Source organism: Microbulbifer sp. ABF4_148 (assembly GCF_056158985.1).
Map to the genome: position 1 here is coordinate 3,803,871 of NZ_JBSWUI010000001.1, position 17,216 is coordinate 3,821,086.

General features: G+C 58.3%; 14 protein-coding genes. 4 read left to right on the top strand and 10 right to left on the bottom strand.

Annotated features, from left to right (window positions below):
• Nucleotides 1–60 precede the first annotated feature (60 nt).
• From ACXAD0_RS16765 to dnaX, 10 genes are all read right to left on the bottom strand, one after another.
• Entirely contained in the window at nucleotides 61–1,242 is a 1,182-nt protein-coding gene (locus ACXAD0_RS16765; RefSeq protein WP_475089805.1) for a vWA domain-containing protein, read from the bottom strand.
• A gap of 23 nt (nucleotides 1,243–1,265) precedes the next feature.
• Nucleotides 1,266–2,111, bottom strand: coding sequence for an AAA family ATPase (locus tag ACXAD0_RS16770; RefSeq protein ID WP_475089806.1), 846 nt, complete (start codon nucleotides 2,109–2,111; stop codon nucleotides 1,266–1,268).
• Nucleotides 2,112–2,264: 153 nt separating this feature from the next.
• On the bottom strand, nucleotides 2,265–2,957 hold the full coding sequence (locus tag ACXAD0_RS16775; RefSeq protein ID WP_475089808.1) for a YEATS-associated helix-containing protein: 693 nt from the start codon (nucleotides 2,955–2,957) through the stop codon (nucleotides 2,265–2,267).
• A gap of 233 nt (nucleotides 2,958–3,190) precedes the next feature.
• On the bottom strand, nucleotides 3,191–3,553 hold the full coding sequence (locus ACXAD0_RS16780) for a hypothetical protein (protein ID WP_475089810.1): 363 nt from the start codon (nucleotides 3,551–3,553) through the stop codon (nucleotides 3,191–3,193).
• A 137-nt stretch (nucleotides 3,554–3,690) separates the two neighbouring features.
• Entirely contained in the window at nucleotides 3,691–4,137 is a 447-nt protein-coding gene (locus ACXAD0_RS16785; protein ID WP_475089812.1) for a YcgN family cysteine cluster protein, read from the bottom strand.
• Nucleotides 4,138–4,148: 11 nt separating this feature from the next.
• A complete protein-coding gene (locus ACXAD0_RS16790) occupies nucleotides 4,149–4,436 on the bottom strand; it encodes a YcgL domain-containing protein (RefSeq protein ID WP_475089814.1) in 288 nt (95 codons plus the stop codon).
• Nucleotides 4,433–5,569 (bottom strand): ribonuclease D, encoded by a 1,137-nt coding sequence (gene rnd / locus ACXAD0_RS16795; protein WP_475089816.1) that lies wholly within the window; start codon nucleotides 5,567–5,569, stop codon nucleotides 4,433–4,435. The genes ACXAD0_RS16790 and rnd overlap by 4 nt, the downstream gene beginning before the upstream one ends.
• 3 nt (nucleotides 5,570–5,572) lie before the next feature.
• Nucleotides 5,573–6,178, bottom strand: a complete 606-nt coding sequence (gene recR, locus ACXAD0_RS16800; RefSeq protein ID WP_475089818.1) for a recombination mediator RecR — start codon at nucleotides 6,176–6,178, stop codon at nucleotides 5,573–5,575.
• 30 nt (nucleotides 6,179–6,208) lie between these two features.
• Nucleotides 6,209–6,553: a YbaB/EbfC family nucleoid-associated protein gene (locus ACXAD0_RS16805; protein WP_475089820.1), complete on the bottom strand. Its 345-nt coding sequence runs from the start codon at nucleotides 6,551–6,553 to the stop codon at nucleotides 6,209–6,211.
• A gap of 50 nt (nucleotides 6,554–6,603) precedes the next feature.
• Nucleotides 6,604–8,862, bottom strand: a complete 2,259-nt coding sequence (gene dnaX, locus ACXAD0_RS16810) for a DNA polymerase III subunit gamma/tau (protein WP_475089822.1) — start codon at nucleotides 8,860–8,862, stop codon at nucleotides 6,604–6,606.
• A 193-nt stretch (nucleotides 8,863–9,055) separates the two neighbouring features.
• On the opposite strand from dnaX, the gene ACXAD0_RS16815 reads away from it, so the two are divergent.
• The 4 genes from ACXAD0_RS16815 to ACXAD0_RS16830 all read left to right on the top strand — a co-directional run bounded on the left by ACXAD0_RS16815 (nucleotide 9,056) and on the right by ACXAD0_RS16830 (nucleotide 17,109).
• Nucleotides 9,056–9,583, top strand: coding sequence for an RNA polymerase sigma factor (locus tag ACXAD0_RS16815; RefSeq protein WP_475089823.1), 528 nt, complete (start codon nucleotides 9,056–9,058; stop codon nucleotides 9,581–9,583).
• 398 nt (nucleotides 9,584–9,981) lie between these two features.
• A complete protein-coding gene (locus ACXAD0_RS16820) occupies nucleotides 9,982–11,043 on the top strand; it encodes a FecR family protein (protein ID WP_475089825.1) in 1,062 nt (353 codons plus the stop codon).
• Between the two features lie 168 nt (nucleotides 11,044–11,211).
• Nucleotides 11,212–14,064 (top strand): TonB-dependent receptor, encoded by a 2,853-nt coding sequence (locus ACXAD0_RS16825; protein WP_475089826.1) that lies wholly within the window; start codon nucleotides 11,212–11,214, stop codon nucleotides 14,062–14,064.
• Nucleotides 14,065–14,328: 264 nt separating this feature from the next.
• Complete coding sequence (locus ACXAD0_RS16830; protein ID WP_475089828.1) at nucleotides 14,329–17,109, top strand: TonB-dependent receptor domain-containing protein; 2,781 nt, start codon at nucleotides 14,329–14,331, stop codon at nucleotides 17,107–17,109.
• Nucleotides 17,110–17,216 lie beyond the last annotated feature (107 nt).

The following is a 17,216-nucleotide window of genomic DNA, read 5'->3' on the forward strand; positions in this document are numbered from 1 at the left end:
GATATGAGCGCGCTTCCCTGCAAGCGATTGCGGGAAGCGCGAACAGGTAGCGAGCAGCGGTTAGCGCCCCTTCACCAGCCTGGAGATTGCACGGTCCAGCCCTTCGAGCGTCATCGGGAACATCTGCCCGGCAACCAGGTCTTGCGTCATACCGATACTGGCGGTGTATTGCCAGTATTCTTCACCCACCGGGTTTAGCCAAACCAGATCCGAATAATGATCCGTCACGCGCGACATCCAGGCTGCGCCAGGCTCTTCGTTCATATGTTCCACGCTACCGTAGCGGCTGCTGATTTCGTAGGGCGCCATAGAGGCATCCCCGACAAAAAGCACCTTGTAATCCTTGCCGTAGGTCCGCATCACTTCGGCCAGAGGCGTTGTTTCACGGAGGCGGCGCTGGTTGTCTTTCCACACGTGCTCATAGATGAAATTGTGGAAATAGAGATACTCGAGATGCTTGAACTCGGTACGACAGGCAGAGAACAGTTCTTCACAGACCTTGACGTACGGATCCATCGACCCGCCCACGTCAAAAAAAATCAGCACTTTGATGGCATTGTGCCGCTCGGGCACCATACGGATATCCAACAATCCCGCGTTGCGCGCAGTGGACGCAATGGTGTCATCGAGATCCAGCTCTTCCGCCGCACCCGAGCGCGCGAACTTGCGCAACTTACGCAATGCAACCTGAATGTTGCGCGTCCCCAGGGCGACGCTGTCATCCAAATTGCGAAACTGGCGTTTCTCCCAGACCTTGGCTGCAGATTTGTTGCGGCTCTCGCCCCCCACCCGAATGCCCTCCGGATGGTATCCGCTATTACCAAATGGGCTGGTGCCACCGGTGCCAATCCAGCGGTTACCGCCGCTATGACGTTTTTTCTGCTCTTCGAGCCGCTTCTGGAATTCCTCCAGCAGCTTCTCCAGTCCACCGAGGCTCTGAATTTTTGCCTTTTCTTCATCGCTTAGCTGCCGCTGGAACTCCGCCCGCGTCCACTCGTCAGGAATCATCTGCTCGAGAATATCGTCGAGCGACTCCAGCTCCTTGAAATAGGCATCGAAGGCACGATCGAATTTATCGAAGTGCTTTTCATCCTTCACCATGCTCAATCGGGCGAGGAAATAAAAATCCTCCATATTGGCAAATGCCAGGCGCTGTTTGAGTGCCTCAAGCAGCGCAAGCAGCTCCGTGATGGAAACCGGCAAGCGGTAACGGCGCAATGTCAGGAAGAAACCGATCAGCATGGCAAATACCGTGGCACGGGGCCCTAACGGCCTTCGCGGCGGGCCATGAAGGCCAGACGCTCGAGCATATGCACATCCTGCTCATTTTTCAGCAATGCGCCATACAACGGCGGAATCGCGCTGGAACCATCCCGCTCGCGCAGGACTTCTTCCGGAATATCATCCGCCATCAGAAGTTTTAGCCAGTCGATCAACTCAGAGGTCGACGGCTTTTTCTTCAGGCCGGGCACATCGCGCAGCTGGAAGAATATATCCATCGCCTCGCTCACCAGCTGCTGCTTGATGGATGGATAGTGCACATCGACGATCTGCTGCATCGTCTCGCGATCCGGGAAGCTGATGTAATGGAAGAAACAACGGCGCAGAAATGCGTCGGGCAGCTCCTTCTCATTGTTGGAGGTAATAATCACGATGGGGCGGTGTTTGGCCCTGACCGTCTCGCCTGTCTCGTACACGAAGAACTCCATACGATCCAGCTCAACCAGCAGGTCGTTGGGGAACTCGATATCGGCCTTGTCGATTTCGTCGATCAACAGGACCACGCGCTGATCAGCATCGAACGCTTCCCACAGCTTGCCCTTCTTGATGTAGTTGCCGATTTCGTTGACCCCGTCGACCCCCAGCTGGGAATCCCGCAGGCGAGAGACGGCATCGTACTCATACAGCCCCTGCTGGGCTTTGGTGGTCGACTTGATATGCCACTGGATCAGGGGACAACCGAGGCCGCGCGCCACCTCCTCGGCCAGCAGGGTTTTGCCGGTGCCGGGCTCCCCCTTGATCAGCAACGGACGCTCGAGCGCGACCGCCGCGTTGACGGCCATTTGCAGGTCGTCTGTCGCTACGTATTGATCGGTACCGGTAAATTTCATGGCTGCTTTCCCACAAAGTGCATTCGGGCATGGTAAAGAAAGCAGGCGGGAGTTCAATGACCTTTTTGACGGCGCCAGTTGGCCGAAGGGGTAAGCAGGGACCAGATATGGACGTTGGATCGGTGTGGCAATTAGAAAATCAGAACCAGGTGGTCAGTTGGCCATCGCCTGGGAGCTGCTGCTTCTGCGTCGCACAACCTGCCGCCCCTTATCGGTAATGTACCAGCGGATACCCAGGTGGCTGTGAATTTTGCCCACCATTTCCAGTACCAGCAGGCTGTTGAGCGCACGCGCAGCGGAATTCGACTCCATCCCCCCCTCCTGCACCATGCCGCCCAGCGAGCGGAAGACGCAATCGCCACTGTTAAGCAGGTTGAGTACATGCAGGGCATTGTCGTCGAGTTTGCGAATCTGGTTGAAATCGAGCGTTGGTCCCTGGTCGGGATCCCCCTCAATTTCATGCTCCAACAGGGGCATCATTTCCAGCTGCATGGCGCGCAGCTCCTGCTCGAGACTCTCAACCCGGGCGCGCGCAATACTCGCATCACGTAATTGGCGACGTGCAGCGTTGAAGACAAACATCCGCGAAGCGATGGCAGCAAGCAGGCAATAGCCGGTGAACAGCAACAACCGGGAAGGGTCGCCCTGGATCTCGATGAGCAGATCACTCTGGGTGAATTTGAGGAAAATCGGCACCATCAGGGCACCGCACAGCCCCATAATGAGGCATCGCGCCAGACCAGCGGGGTCTTCCTCAGTGAACAACATCTGGTAATAGTTCACGAGTCCACCAAGCACACCAGAAACCAGCATGACAGCAGTCAAAATGAGCAGGTGGTCGAGCATCCCAGATCCCCAGCCAGCATCCACCGGGAGCGTGACGCTCCCGAAAACCTGCCGGCATTTTTGTCGTGAAGACGCCTCACAGATGGCGAGGCCAGCTCTATAGATATAGCAGCTGAGAGAGTGAGAAGTGGGACCGGAAGAGGAAATTCATGCCGATGCAGGGCACACCCGCTTACAGGGCAATCGCTCGACAGGGCGATCAGGCGGCCACAGCACCGGACCGCCAAATGAAGTCACTGATTACTGAAATAGGGGTCGTCTTCGAATTTACGCTTGCGCTCGCGGCGACGGCCAACAAACAGGGAGATCAACGCCCACAGGCAAATGGCAACCAGCGCACCGCCCGCAGCAAACACCAGGTTGGCGATGACTTCCGGGGCCGCACCATCTTCCTCAAACAGGCTCTGATAGAGGAACATCGGCAACACCGGCATCGAGGGCGCATCGGCGATACGTCCCGGCGCTGGCGTCAGCAACACCGCGGCCAGTATCAGCAAAATCCCTCGACGCACCCAGGACCAGCTCCATTTGCGCATAAACCACCAGCCCACGAGCAACAGGACCAGGGTACCTGACGCGTATACCATCCACGCCATTTGATATTCTTCAATCATTATTCCGCGCTCATTTTCCTTACATCGGGGCATCGCCCACTTATACGTCAACAGGGTCGCAGGCGCATTCCGGCAAAACCAACAGCGTGCGCCAACGGCCTCCGGCAGTCATCGCACCCTCAATCGCCGACCCAGGTAACGATATGATCCTCAAAGTCATCAGGATGCACCAGCTCTTCGCTGACGACACAGCCGCGTACAGAAACTCCCGCCTGATGCACGCTGTCCTGGCTGCCACTCACCAGTGGATGCCAGTCCTCCAGGGGCCGCCCCTCGGCCAGTGTTCGGTAGGCACAGGTACGCGGCAGCCAGTCGAAGGCTTTCACATCCTGAACCCGTAACTGGATACAGTCCGGGACCTGCTGCTTGCGATTGGGGTAATCACTGCACTGACAACTGTGGGTATCCAGCAGACGACAGGCGACATTGGTGGTGTACACTTCGCCGGAGTCCTCTTCCTCCAGGCGATGCAGGCAGCAGCGACCACAGCCGTCACACAGAGCTTCCCACTCCTGTTCGCTCATTTCCTCGAGCGTTTTCTCAATCCAGAAAGGTCGCGAAGACATTTCGGCAAGGCTCAGCGTTGCAGCTTACTGTTTTGTGCGGAAATTGCCCGCATCTCGTCATCGGTCGCAGGCGGCATCTGCAAATAAAAGCCCTTCGAGCCAATATCCTCCAGCACTTTCGCACTGTCTGCGCGCGCAAGCGTTTTTTCTGCGGTCAGTAGCATCGTCATCACATGCTCGGGCGTGCCAAACAACTCGAGCAATTTTTCCGGGACCCGCTCGAGTCCTTCCTGCTTATCCACATAGAGGTACATTTCCTCTTCCCGCGGGCTTCTGTATACATCACAGACTGTTTTCACTTTACTTCCTCACCGCGCAGCTGATCCAAAGTCTCCAGCAGCGCTTGACCAATGACCTGCCCGCGCCAGCCGCACAGACGACCGTGCAACACCCGATCCGGGGACTGCACGAGATGTTCGAGTTCTTTCTTACGCACCAGGATTTCCGGTGGCAACCCGCTTTGCTCGGCTATTTCCTGCACTTTGCCGCGCAGTTCCTTCAGCCACTCTCCCTCTCTTCGATTGAGTGGCTGCGGCAGTGCGCCGGGCGCATCCTCGCGAGAGACAGCGCGTCCGACAATGTCGAGCAAGGTATCTCCCAGATTACGCAGTGCTCGCCCCTCCAGGCCAACCTGGGCAAGCGCCCCCTTGTGCCTTGGCAGCTGCTGCGCAATCGCGAAACACAAATTTTCCTTGAGCAGGTGATTACGCGGCATATCTCGCAGACGCGCCTCACGCTCGCGCCAGGCACACAGATCCTGCAATACCGCGAGATTCGCCCCGCGCAAGCGCCATGCGCCCTTCACCCGTAAATAATACAGTTCCGGTGGTGCGGGGTTGCGTGCGGCAGCCACGAGTGCAGCGCAGTCTTCCTGCAGCCACTCCAGGCGCCCAGCCTCTTTCAGTCGCTTCGAGAGCATCGCATACACCGGCAGCAGCCACGCGACATCGAGCGCAGCATAGGATTGCTGCGCCTCGCTCAGCGGGCGCTGGAGCCAGTCCGAACGTGTTTCACTCTTCGGCAAATCAACACCCAGCAGATCCCGCACCGTCGCCGCGTAACCGAGACCTGCCCGCATTCCCGCTATGGCCGCCGCCACCTGGGTATCGAAGATGGGTTCCGGAATCACCCCCAGAAGACGATCGAGGGTTTCAAAATCCTCGCTGCAGGAGTGCATCACCTTGACCACATGGGTGTCCAGCAGCAGCGCCCGCAGGGGTGCCAAATCCTCAATGCTCAAATTATCGATCAGGTAGCAGTGCTCTCCATCCCCTACCTGCACGAGCGCCGGCAGGGGGTAGAAGGTTCGGCTGCGCATAAATTCGGTATCGAGGGCAATTGCACCCCGCTGCTGCCATTTTGCGCAGGCCTCTGCCAGGGATTGATCATCCCGGATCCAGATTGGATTGGTATCGACTCGTAATGCTGTCACAACTCAACCACCGGAAAAGAATGCGGTACGACTGTTGAGCGCATGTGCCAGTGTGCCACCATCGATGTATTCGAGTTCGCCACCGATAGGCACACCGTGGGCAATACGGCTGACGGAAATACCGAGTGCACGGGCCCGCTCGGCGATAAATTGCGCCGTTGCCTCGCCCTCCACCGTCGGGTTGGTCGCCACGATCAACTCTGCGGGCTTTTCTTCGCGTAGTCGCTGTTCCAACAGGTCTATGCCGAGATCCGCCGGCCCCACCCCGTCGATCGGGGACAGGTGGCCGTGCAGCACAAAGTAACGACCGTGGTAATTACCCGCCTGCTCAATCGCCAGCACGTCCGCCGGTGTTTCCACCACACACAGCGCCTTGCCATCTCGGCGGGCACTGGTACATAACGAGCAGGTTTCCTGCTCAGTGAGCGTGCGACAGAGTGAGCAGCGACTCACTTTTTCAACCGCCTCTTCCAGTGTCCGTGACAACAGGTTCGCCGCGTCACGATCTTTTTCCAGCAGATACATCGCCATGCGCTGTGCAGACTTGGGACCAACACCCGGCAGGCACCGCAGTGCTCGGATCAAATCTTCGATAAGGGGACTAAACATGGAAGCCGATGCACCAAATTGCTATCTATCTTAAAACGGGAACTTGAAACCGCCGGGCAAATCCATGCCCCCAGTCAGGCCACCCATCATTTGCTGCTGTTTTTCGCGGGTCGTTTCTTCAACGCGACGTACCGCATCATTGATGGCCGCGGCCAGCAAATCTTCCAGCATTTCCTTGTCTTCGCTGAGCAGCGACGGGTCAATTTCCACAGCGGTGGCATCGTGCCGGCCGTTCATCGTGACCTTGACCATACCAGCGCCCGCTTCACCACAGACACGGAGCTCATCGAGTTCCGCCTGCATCTTCTGCATTTTTTCCTGCATGTCGGCCTGCATCTGCTGGGCCTGCTGCATTAAATCATTTAAACCTTTCATGACTCTCACTCGTTAAAGCGGGTTTAAAACCAGCGTCTATCAAAACAGCCTCAGGATTCGCCCAGGTATTCGACAGAGTCCGGAAGGAGCTCTGCGCCGAGCGCTTCCTGTAACTCTTGCACCAGGGCGTCTTTGGACAACGCATCACGTGCTGCCACCGCACGGGCTTCACGCGTCGCGGCCGCCAATCTCGCAGGCGTCTTGCCATGCACAACCCCGACCTGAATCTGCACCACAACCGGCTGCTGAACGAAATCTGTCAGCACGTCGGCCAATCGCCGCTGGTGCACTTCGTCATACAAGCTGCTGTAAGTCTCGTCGAGGGTAAAAGAAAGTATATTCTCCTGCCGGCCGACCAACTCGAGATGATAGGCGATGGAGTGCAAAATACCGGTGATTCCCAGCTGGCTGTAGAGACCCGGCCAACTACCCGGGGTCAGCGCATCCAGCTGTGCTGCCGGACCCGTCGGTTCTGCCACTGGCCGAGGCTGACCGACGGGCGCCACAGGTGCCGGGGCAGACTCAACCGCGGCGACCTGTTGCTTGAGCTGTTCACGGATTGAAGTCCGCTCATCCACCGCGGGTTGTGACGCGTCGACGGCCGGTGCAGGTGCAGGTGCAGGTGCAGGTGCAGGTGCAGCAGTCATGCTGGCAGAGCCGGCCGGTGTTGTCACGGTCGCGGGAACAGGCTCCCAGGGTGGGACATCGGCGGGTTCCACCGGTGCCGGCACAGCACCGTCCGCCTCAGCGGACATCGAATCCGGCGCGGCCAATGCCGCTTCGCCGGCCAATGCCGGAGCGACTTCAGGGAACGGCTTTTTTCCGGGGGCGGCCTCATCTTTCGGCGTGGGTTCCCCACCGAGAGCAGCCTGGGACAAGGTATCTCCAAGATCCTGGGGCGAAATACTCTGGGTTGGCGCCGCACTGCTGGTCTGGGGCTGATCCAGTGTACCCACCGCGTCCACCGGGTTTTGTGTCGGGACTGATGCTGTGAGCGGCTCAACACCGGTTTGCGGCACATCCGCTGCAACATTCGACGGCGATCCAGCTTCGGACGCCCCCTGAGACTGCGAGTGCAAGCCCGGTCCCGCCTGCGGTTGGTCGGTCGGCGCATGGGCCTGCATCGGCGCATCCGCTGTGGTGGTCACGGCAGGGCTCTGTTCAACCGAGATCTCCGCGGGCGCCGCATCACTATTGAGCGGTGCCGTCGGGATATCCGCGACCCCTTGCGGACGGAATGCCAGCATGCGCAACAGGGCCATTTCGAAGCCACTGCGCGGATCCGGTGCCAGAGGCAGGTCACGACGCGCCAGCAAGGCCATCTGATAAAACAGCTGGACATTTTCCGGAGCCAACTGAGCCGCGAACTGCTGCAGACGCTCGCCGTCACCAAGCGTGTTATCGATGGACGAAGGCAACACCTGCGCGACAGCCACGCGGTGCAAATTATTGGCGAGCTCCGCCAGGGCGGCACTGTAATCCGGTGCCTGTTGAGCCAGTGCTTCTACTGCCGCAAATAACGCCTGGGGACTCTCTTCAGCCAGCGCCGTCAGCAGCTTCCACACCAGACCCGTATCGATACTGCCCAACATCGCCCGGACTTCGGACTCGGCAACTTTGCCACCGCCAAACGCGATCGCCTGGTCGGTCAGGCTCATGGCATCGCGCATACTGCCATCGGCCGCGCGACCCAGGTGCCATAGCGCCCCCTCCTCGAAAGGAACCATTTCCTGGCCGAGTACGAAGCGCAAATGCTCCACTACCCGCTCGGGGCTCATGTTCTTCAGGTTAAATTGCAGGCACCGTGACAGTACGGTCACCGGCAGTTTTTGCGGATCCGTCGTTGCCAACAGGAATTTAACGTGGGGAGGCGGCTCCTCCAGCGTTTTCAGCAGGGCATTGAAGGAACTGTTGGACAGCATGTGTACCTCGTCAATCAGGTACACCTTGTAGCGGCCGCGGGTCGGCGCGTACTGCACATTCTCCAGCAGCTCGCGGGTATCCTCGACCTTGGTGCGCGACGCGGCATCCACTTCAATCAGGTCGACAAAGCGCCCCTCGGCGATCTCAGTACAGGCGGTACATTGCCCGCAAGGCTCGGAGCTGACACCCGTCTCGCAGTTCAGGCACTTCGCCAGAATTCGGGCAATAGTGGTTTTCCCCACACCCCGGGTACCGGCGAACAGATAAGCGTGGTGCAGGCGGCCATTGTCGAGCGCGTTGATCAGCGCTTGCAGGACATGCTCCTGCCCTACCATTTCCCGAAATAGCCGCGGACGCCACTTGCGCGCCAGTACTTGATAACTCATTCGCTCTCCAGCGCCAGCGGCGCTAATGTTTTCTTGGGCGCCAATGGCGCGCCGGCCATTATAGCGGGATAAACGCCGCCGCACAGGCACCATGCAACAGGCTCTCGTCTGGACCCGAACGCCTGTGTTATAACTGTGCGCCAGCCCACACAACTACAATCATACTGGGCGTAGTAAGGACCCCTCTTCATTGATGAACAAGGCCCGGAAATCGCTCCTCGAGAAGCTGTTCGCTGAACACGGTCAGGCGCTGGTGCGCTTCGTGACGCGAATCGTGCGCAATACCGAGGACGCCGAAGATATCGCTCAGCAGGCCTACCTGCGCCTGCAGCGGATGAGCGATGAGCGGGAGCTCGAAAACCCCCGTGCCTACCTCTACCAGATTGCCAACAACCTCGCCGTGGACCAATTGCGTCGGGGCAAGCTACATATGGACTATGTCAGCCAGCAGGTCCCGATGGAGGGCGAGCAGCCCAAGGATGAGCATGCCGACCACCAGTCCCCGGAACGGGTACTAGCCGCCCGACAGCAATTGCAATCTATCTATGACGCGATGGACAGCCTGCCAGTGAAGTGCCGACAGGCATTTCTCCTGCACCGCACCCGCGGACTCTCCTACAATGAAATCGCCCGCGAAATGGGCACTTCCGTGAGCAGTGTGGAGAAGTACATTCTGCAGGCCCTGAAGACCTGTCGACGGAAGATGGAGAAGATGTACTGAAGATCGCGCCGAACCATCGGTTTGAGCGACGATCAGACTCCAGGCGGTCACAAAAGCTGAACATTGGGTCAGCACACTCAAAATTTGGCTGGTAGCCCCGAGTTATGCACCCATTTCGTGCACTAATTCACGAAAATATTCACAAGTTTTATTGAGGAAAGAGCGCGCCAGATCGTTTTATCTCAAAGCGCGGTCATTTGAACAAGAAGTTAGGGCGTTTGAAAACAGAAAACGCTAAGCTTCCCCCCGATTTGCAGCAGTTGTTGCGCTGCCAACGGAAAACACGATGGAATGCGCGCCATAAGGCCAGTATTTTCAGCCTTTGCACCAAAACGGTGCCACGCGGCCAGGCATCGATGCTTTAAACGGCAAACAGGATTTGAGCAGGACATTCAGCGGTGAACACCAGCAACGCACAATCAGAAGTAACTAGCCGGACGTCGGAAGAACGTCTGGATCAGGCGTGCGCCTGGGTTGCTCGCTTGCGCTCTGACGAGATCTCTCCGAGCGAGCGTCATGCCTTTGCTGCGTGGCTTACAGAATCCGCGGAGAATCAGGCCGCTTTTGATGAGATCGCCGAATTGTGGGGTGACCTCGGTGCGCTGAGCAATCTGCCCCTGCAACAACTGTTTCCGGATACACCTCTGCAATCGGCGACCGCCACTCCTGCGGCCCGCGCCAGCACTACCCGGCAGTCCGAGACCTCCTGGACCCTCCCCCAGTGGATCACTGGCGGCGCAATGGCTGCGGCCTGTCTGGTGGTTGCGGTATGGGTAGGCAATCAGTGGCTGCCAACCGGTAAAAATGCAGAACAGGTCTACATCACGGCGGTCGGGGAAACCGAGACGCTCGAGCTCGCCGACGGAACGCTGGTGCAGCTCAACACCAATTCAGAACTGCGGGTATCCTACAGCCGCAACGAGCGCCGTACCCAACTGACCCGCGGAGAAGCCTTCTTCGATGTGGCCCGCCAGACCGCACGCCCCTTTACGGTTTCTGCGGGCACCGCAGATATTCGCGTACTGGGCACCGAGTTTAATGTCGAGCGCAATGCCAACAACACCCGGGTTTCCGTGACTGGCGGCATTGTTTCGGTCAGCGAATCACGGGAAGACAGTACACTGGCCCCGGAATCGGTGAAACTGAAGAAAAACCAGAAAGTCACGGTGTCTTCCGAAGGCATCAGTAAAGTCCGCCCAACAAGTGCTGACGAAGCACTGGACTGGACCCGCGGCGTACTGGTGTTCGAAGAAACCCCGCTGGAAGATGCCCTGGAAGAATTGAACCGCTATCTGGATGTTCCTGCAGCAGCAGCACCAAGTGTGGCGGATCGCCAGCTCTCCGGTACCTTCGAGCTTTCGGACCCGAACAACACCCTCAAGGCCATCGCCGCGGCGCTCGACTTATATGAAGATACCAGCGCGCCCAACCTGACTCTCTTGTCACCTCCACCGAACTGAGTTATAAACTCGCCCGGGGCGAACAATTATTGTACAACCCGGGCCACAAGCCCTCGCCTCAGCACAGATCCACAAGAAGGAGCCCTTCGAACACTGAGGGGCCACGACGGCGACACGGGCGAACCTTTGAAGACAGGCCAAGCCGGCATTTTGCTGGCCTCTCTAATTTTGCTAGCTCCCCCTGCTCTGGGCGACTGCCCCGAGGACGGCGTTCGGCTGCGCGCCGGAGACCTGTCAGATGCCCTGATCGCCCTGGGGCAACAGTGCAAGATTTCTGTGCTGGTCAAAGCCTCTGCAGCCAACAATCATCGCGTGCCAGAGGTGACACTCGACAGCCAGGACGGTGATTTCCGGGTTGCCCTGACCCAGTTGCTGGAAGACTCGCCGTTTACCTACAAAATCATTGGCTCAAACGCAGTCGCCGTCATCCCTCGCGCGGCACCCGAATCCGTCCCGGAAATGTCCGGTAACCACCTCGCCACTGAAGAGGTGGTCGTGACCGGGCACAATCTGACCGGTAGCCACCTGCGGCACACTCAGCTCGATAGCTATGCGCCCATCGACATCATTGCCCACCCGGACCTCGAGATTACCGGCGCCCAGACGATTTCTCAGCTTCTCAAGTTTCTGCCCGCCGTATCCGGCAACTCCACCAGCACAGCTGTCAGCAACGGCGGCGATGGCAGCGCTACGGTTACCCTGCGCGGCCTGCCAGCCAGCAACACGCTGGTATTGATCAACGGCCGCCGCATCGTCAACAACGGGTTTGGCGGTGACGCCGCGGACCTCAACACCATCCCCCTTTCCGCGGTGGACCGCATTGAGATCCTCAAAGATGGCGCATCCGCAGTGTACGGCTCGGACGCCATCGCGGGCGTGGTCAACATCATTTTGCGGCGGGACTTCGAGGGGCTGAGTGCGGAGACCTTTTATGGCTCAGCAGATCGCGGGGACCAGCGTACGACCACGCATCACCTGACCTGGGGCAAGGCGCTCGATGGGGGCCACATCATGTTGAGCCTCGCCCATTACAGCCAGGGCGCCATCATGAGTCGCGACCGCGTCCTGTCTTCTTCAGCAGATGGGCGACCACAAGGCGGCACTGACCGCCGCTCAGGCGCCATTCCGAGCACATTTATTGGTCTGGAGAATACGGCGCTCACCAACGCTGACGGCGGCGGCTATCGGCTCTGGACCCTGGAAGACCGCTATAACTTCCGCGATCTCACCACGGCGGTCGTCCCGGTCGAACGCAACTCTCTGTATCTGGCAGGAGAAAAGACGTTTGCGGATGAGACGCTGGCTTACGTGGAAGCAATGGCTGTAGAGACCACAGCCAAAACACAAATGGCTCCCACCCCTGTATTTACGCGCTTCGATAATGATGGATTTTCTGTAAGCGCCGACAATATTTACAACCCGTTTGGTGAGGACATACCGGATTTGCGCCGGCGCGTCATCGAACTCGGTCCGCGTCAGCAGACCAATGACACGCGTACCGTGCGCCTCAACTCCGGCATCAAAGGTGAAGTGGAATCCTGGCAGTGGGAACTCGGGCTTGCCGCACATCGCACCGAGGCGACCGAAGAGCTTTCCAACCTGATCGATCCCGACCGCCTGAAGCTGGCACTGCAAGGGCCAGATCAATGTCATGCCGCCGCCGCTTGCGTGCCCGTCAATCTGGTTGGCCCGGCAGGCAGTCTCGATCAGGATCAACTCGACTACATTCGAACCCGTAGCCTGATCGATGGACGCACCGACATGGCATCGGTCTCGCTGATTACCAACGGTATTCTCTTCAATACCCATGCAGGTGAAATCCTCGGCGCTACCGGCGTCGAGTTCCGGCGGGAATCTATCGACTTCCAGTCCTCCGAACCTGCCGGCGTCTCCCTGATTGGCGGTGCCAATGCGGGCAGTGCCGTTGGCAATCGCATGATCGGAGAAGCGTTCGCCGAAGTGTCTGCCCCCCTACTTCGTGACAAGCTCTGGTTCGACGGCGCCATCCGCGTCTCCGACTACAATGATTTCGGCAGCACCGCCAACCCAAAAGCCGCCATTCGCTGGCGACCCATCCCCACCCTGATGTTGCGCACCAGTTATGCCACCGGCTTCCGCGCACCCAACCTGGTGGATATGAACCAGACCGGCTTCCAGAGCCAGGAGCTGTTATCGGACCCCTGCTCAACCGGAGAGGCGGCCAACCTGCCCGGATGTAACGGACAGGTCGATAGCGTACGCATCCAGTACCTGACAGAGTTCGGCGGCAACCCGGAGCTTGAACCAGAGACGTCCGAGAACCTCTCCCTTGGCGCCGTATGGACACCACAGTCCCTCAAAGGCTTTAGCGCGACGCTCGATCTCTTCGATATTCGCCAGAACGACGTGATCGATGCCAGCCCACAGTTCCTGATTGATCAGAATGCACAGCGCGCCCTGTTCACTGATCGGGTACTGAGGGATGCAGAAGGCAACATCACCAAAGTCGTTGCCACCCGCCTGAATATTGGTGCCCGCGAGGTACGCGGCGTGGACATGGCACTGCGCTACGAATATTTTGGTGAGCACCTGGGGCGTTTGCGCTGGGCATTTAATTCCAGCTACCTAGATCGTTACTTGAACCAGGCTGATCCCAACTCGCCCGTCGAAGACCTCGCCGGTACATTCGCCGATCAGGCGAGTGGTGGCGCCGGTTCCCTACCGAAGTGGAAAGCCAACACAGGTCTCTACTGGCAGCGGGATCGCTGGGAAGGCGGTTACACCATCCACTACGTGCACCACCTCTCCGAACTCGTCGAGAAGACAGACGCGCTCGAACGTCGAAAAATTAATCCCTGGGCGAGCCACGATATGCAGGTTGCTTACTCCGCTTCGCAGGGCATTCGCCTGGCACTTGGCGTAGACAATATTTTTGATCGCGCGCCGCCTTTCGCCGCCACGGCGTTTAATGACAGCTATGACGGCCGAACCTACGACCTCACCGGACGCTTCTTATACACCACGATTTCTTTTGACTGGTAAATGCCGCCTCCGGCACCGTGAAAATCTGAGCACTTTCTCACCTTCGCCGCCTCTCGCGTTATTCCCGACGCAGGCCACTTCCTCAGCCCTGACATTAAAGTAATCGCACTCTTGCGCCAAAGGCGTGCGATTGTTCGATGGATTCTTTTCTTGCAGAAAAATTGTTCTAGTGTTTTAGCAAGCCTCTGTTGATAGTAGTAAGCAGTTGTCAGGGAGGGCCCAGCCAAATTCGGCGTTTAGCAGCGGTATCAGGAGAGGTATACCATGGACAGATCCCGTCTATCCCGGGCAATTACGGGCGCGATTGCGGCCTCCGTCGTATCAACAAGCTTTGCCACTTTGTCGTTTGCTCAGGAACAGGAAGTGGAAGAAGTCGTCGTCACCGGTTCACGCATTCAGCGTCCAACCGACGCCACCAGTGCAACACCGATCAGCGTTTTTGACGCTGCCACACTGGAGAATTCAGGCCAGACAACTCTGGAAGACTTTCTTCAGGAAATCCCGTCGATGACCGGTGGCCAGCTCGGCTCAACGGTTAACAACGGCAATCCGGGCCTGGCAACCGTTTCATTGCGAGGCCTTGGTTCCTCTCGCACCCTGATCCTGCTGAACGGCCGCCGACTGAGCTCTTCCGGACCCGCAACCGGCGTTGTGGATCTGAACACGATCCCCACATCGATCATTGAGCGCATCGAAATTCTGCGCGACGGCGCTTCCACCATTTATGGTTCCGATGCGATCGCGGGCGTGATCAACATCATCACCAAGAGAGAATTTGAAGGCGCCGAGGTCACCTTTGACGCCGGTACCTCTCAAGAGGGTGATGGTGAGGAATACCTTGCCGCGATGACCTTCGGTGCAACCTCCGACAAGGGTCACGTGGTACTGAACACCCAGTACACCCGTCGTCACGACATTTTCCAGGGCGATCGCAGCTTCTCTGACTGCCCACTGTTCGAAGGTGGTGGCAAGATTCAGTGTGGTGGTAGTAGCACCAGCTATCCGGGTCGCTATACCAGCGCGGATGGCAGCTTTACCGGTCGCCGCATCGTCGACCCCACCACGGGCCAGGTGCGCGACTTTGACACGGCGACGGATGGCTACAACTACGCCGAAGTCAGCTATCTGGTCACCCCGCAGGAAGTGTTTTCCATCTATGGCTGGGGTACCCACGAACTTTGGGACTGGGAAGACTTTTCCACGTTCAACACTTTCGCGGAACTGCTCTACGCCAACCGCCAGTCCGACCAGTTACTGGCTCCGGAAGGCACCTTCTTCTCGCCGCTGGTACCGGCCAATAACCCCGGCAACCCTGAAGGCGCAGATGTCTTTGTTAACCGGCGCCTGGCTGAAACCGGCGGTCGTTCGTTTACTCAGGACCTGAGCACCTGGCGCGGCGTAATCGGCTTTGAAGGTGAGTTCTGTAACGAGTGGGTCTGGGATCTTTCCTACAACTACTCTCGCTGGGTGGATGCGCAGATTGACCGCGGTCGATCCAACCCCGACCGTATCACCACAACACTCGATCCTGTTGCCTGTGCTGACGATCCGGATTGTGCCGCAGCAGCTTCGGCGTCGGGCGTCACCGCCTGGGACCCCTTCCGGGTCGACACTTTTACCCAGGCGTTCCAAGACTACGCGCTGGTCACCAACTCCCCCGTGGAGAAATCGACCCTCAACAGCCTGCAGTTCAACGTAGTGGGTGACTTTGGTGATTTCACCATGCCCAACTCATCCGAAGAATGGCAGTGGGCAGCGGGCTACGAGCGTCGCCGTGAGCGTGTCGAAGTCACCGCAGACGGTGCAGCCCAACTCGGACAGATTTACTTTGTGAGCGGACAGGACTGGGGCGGCAAGTATGATGTCGACGAAGTCTACGTCGAAATGCGTGCACCGCTGATCGAAGATTGCCCGTGGGCCTACCTGCTGGCGGTGGAGCTTTCTGCTCGCTACTCCGATTACGACACCATCGGTGACGACACGACCTTCGCGGGCGTGATCGAATGGGCACCCTTTGAGCAGCTGCGACTGCGCGGCACTTACTCTGAGGGCTTCCGCGCTCCAGGCCTGGATGACCTGTTCCTGCCACCCACCGTATCGGCTGAACGCTATACGGACCCGTGTCAGAACTGGGGACAAAGCGGTAACCCAATCATCCGCGCAAACTGCGCCTCGGATGGCCTGCCTCCGGATTTCGAGCTGAGTTCTCCGCAGGCCACGGGTGAATTTGGTGGTAATGAGGACCTGAAGGCAGAAGAATCGGAGAGCTGGACCTTTGGCATCGTGTGGACCCCCACCTTTGTTGAGGACCTGAGCTTTTCAGTCGACTACTTCGATATCAGTGTCGACGACGCCATCGGTACCTTTACCACCGATACCATCGTCACCAACTGTTATCTGAGTGAGAACTTCAGTTCCCCATCCTGTGCACTGATTGAAGGCCCATCTGCGGTCGGCCTGCCGCCTCTGGCCGGCAGCCAGTTCCGTGAGACTGGTGGAACCATCGCTGGTCAGCAGCTGACGTCACAGAACATCTCCACATTCGAAACTTCTGGTGTGGATCTGGGCGCGACCTACAGCATGGAGTTCAACGAGGGCGTCTTCACAGTCGACTTCGTGGCGACCTACCTGCACGAGTGGGAATACCAGGCCAGTGAGTTCGAGCCGACCATCGACCTGGCCGGCTTCTATGGCTCGGACCCGGTGACTACCCGGATCGCGGCTTTCCCCGAGTGGAAGACCTGGTTGAGCCTCGACTACGAGTACGATTGCTGGGGCACCACCTTCATTGTCCGTATGGAAGGCGAGGTAGATGACATCCTCCCGGGTGACACCGACTTCAGCACCCATGTGGACCGCACCTGGTATACCGACTGGAACCTGCGTTACAACCGCTGGGAGGACATCACCATCTCCGGTGGTATCCGCAACCTGTTTAACCAGTATCCACCCTATGTCACCAACTACGATGACATGAATACAATTCCTATCAATTACGACACCGTTGGTCGATTCTTCTACGGTCGAGTCACCCTGTCGTTCTAATGTTGTCCAGGCCCCGCCCTTCCGGCGGGGCCTCTCCTCCCTTCCCCCTCCCGCACAAACGCTCCGCCCACGACCAAACTGATCGTTTTTTGAGCGACCTTTGCGTA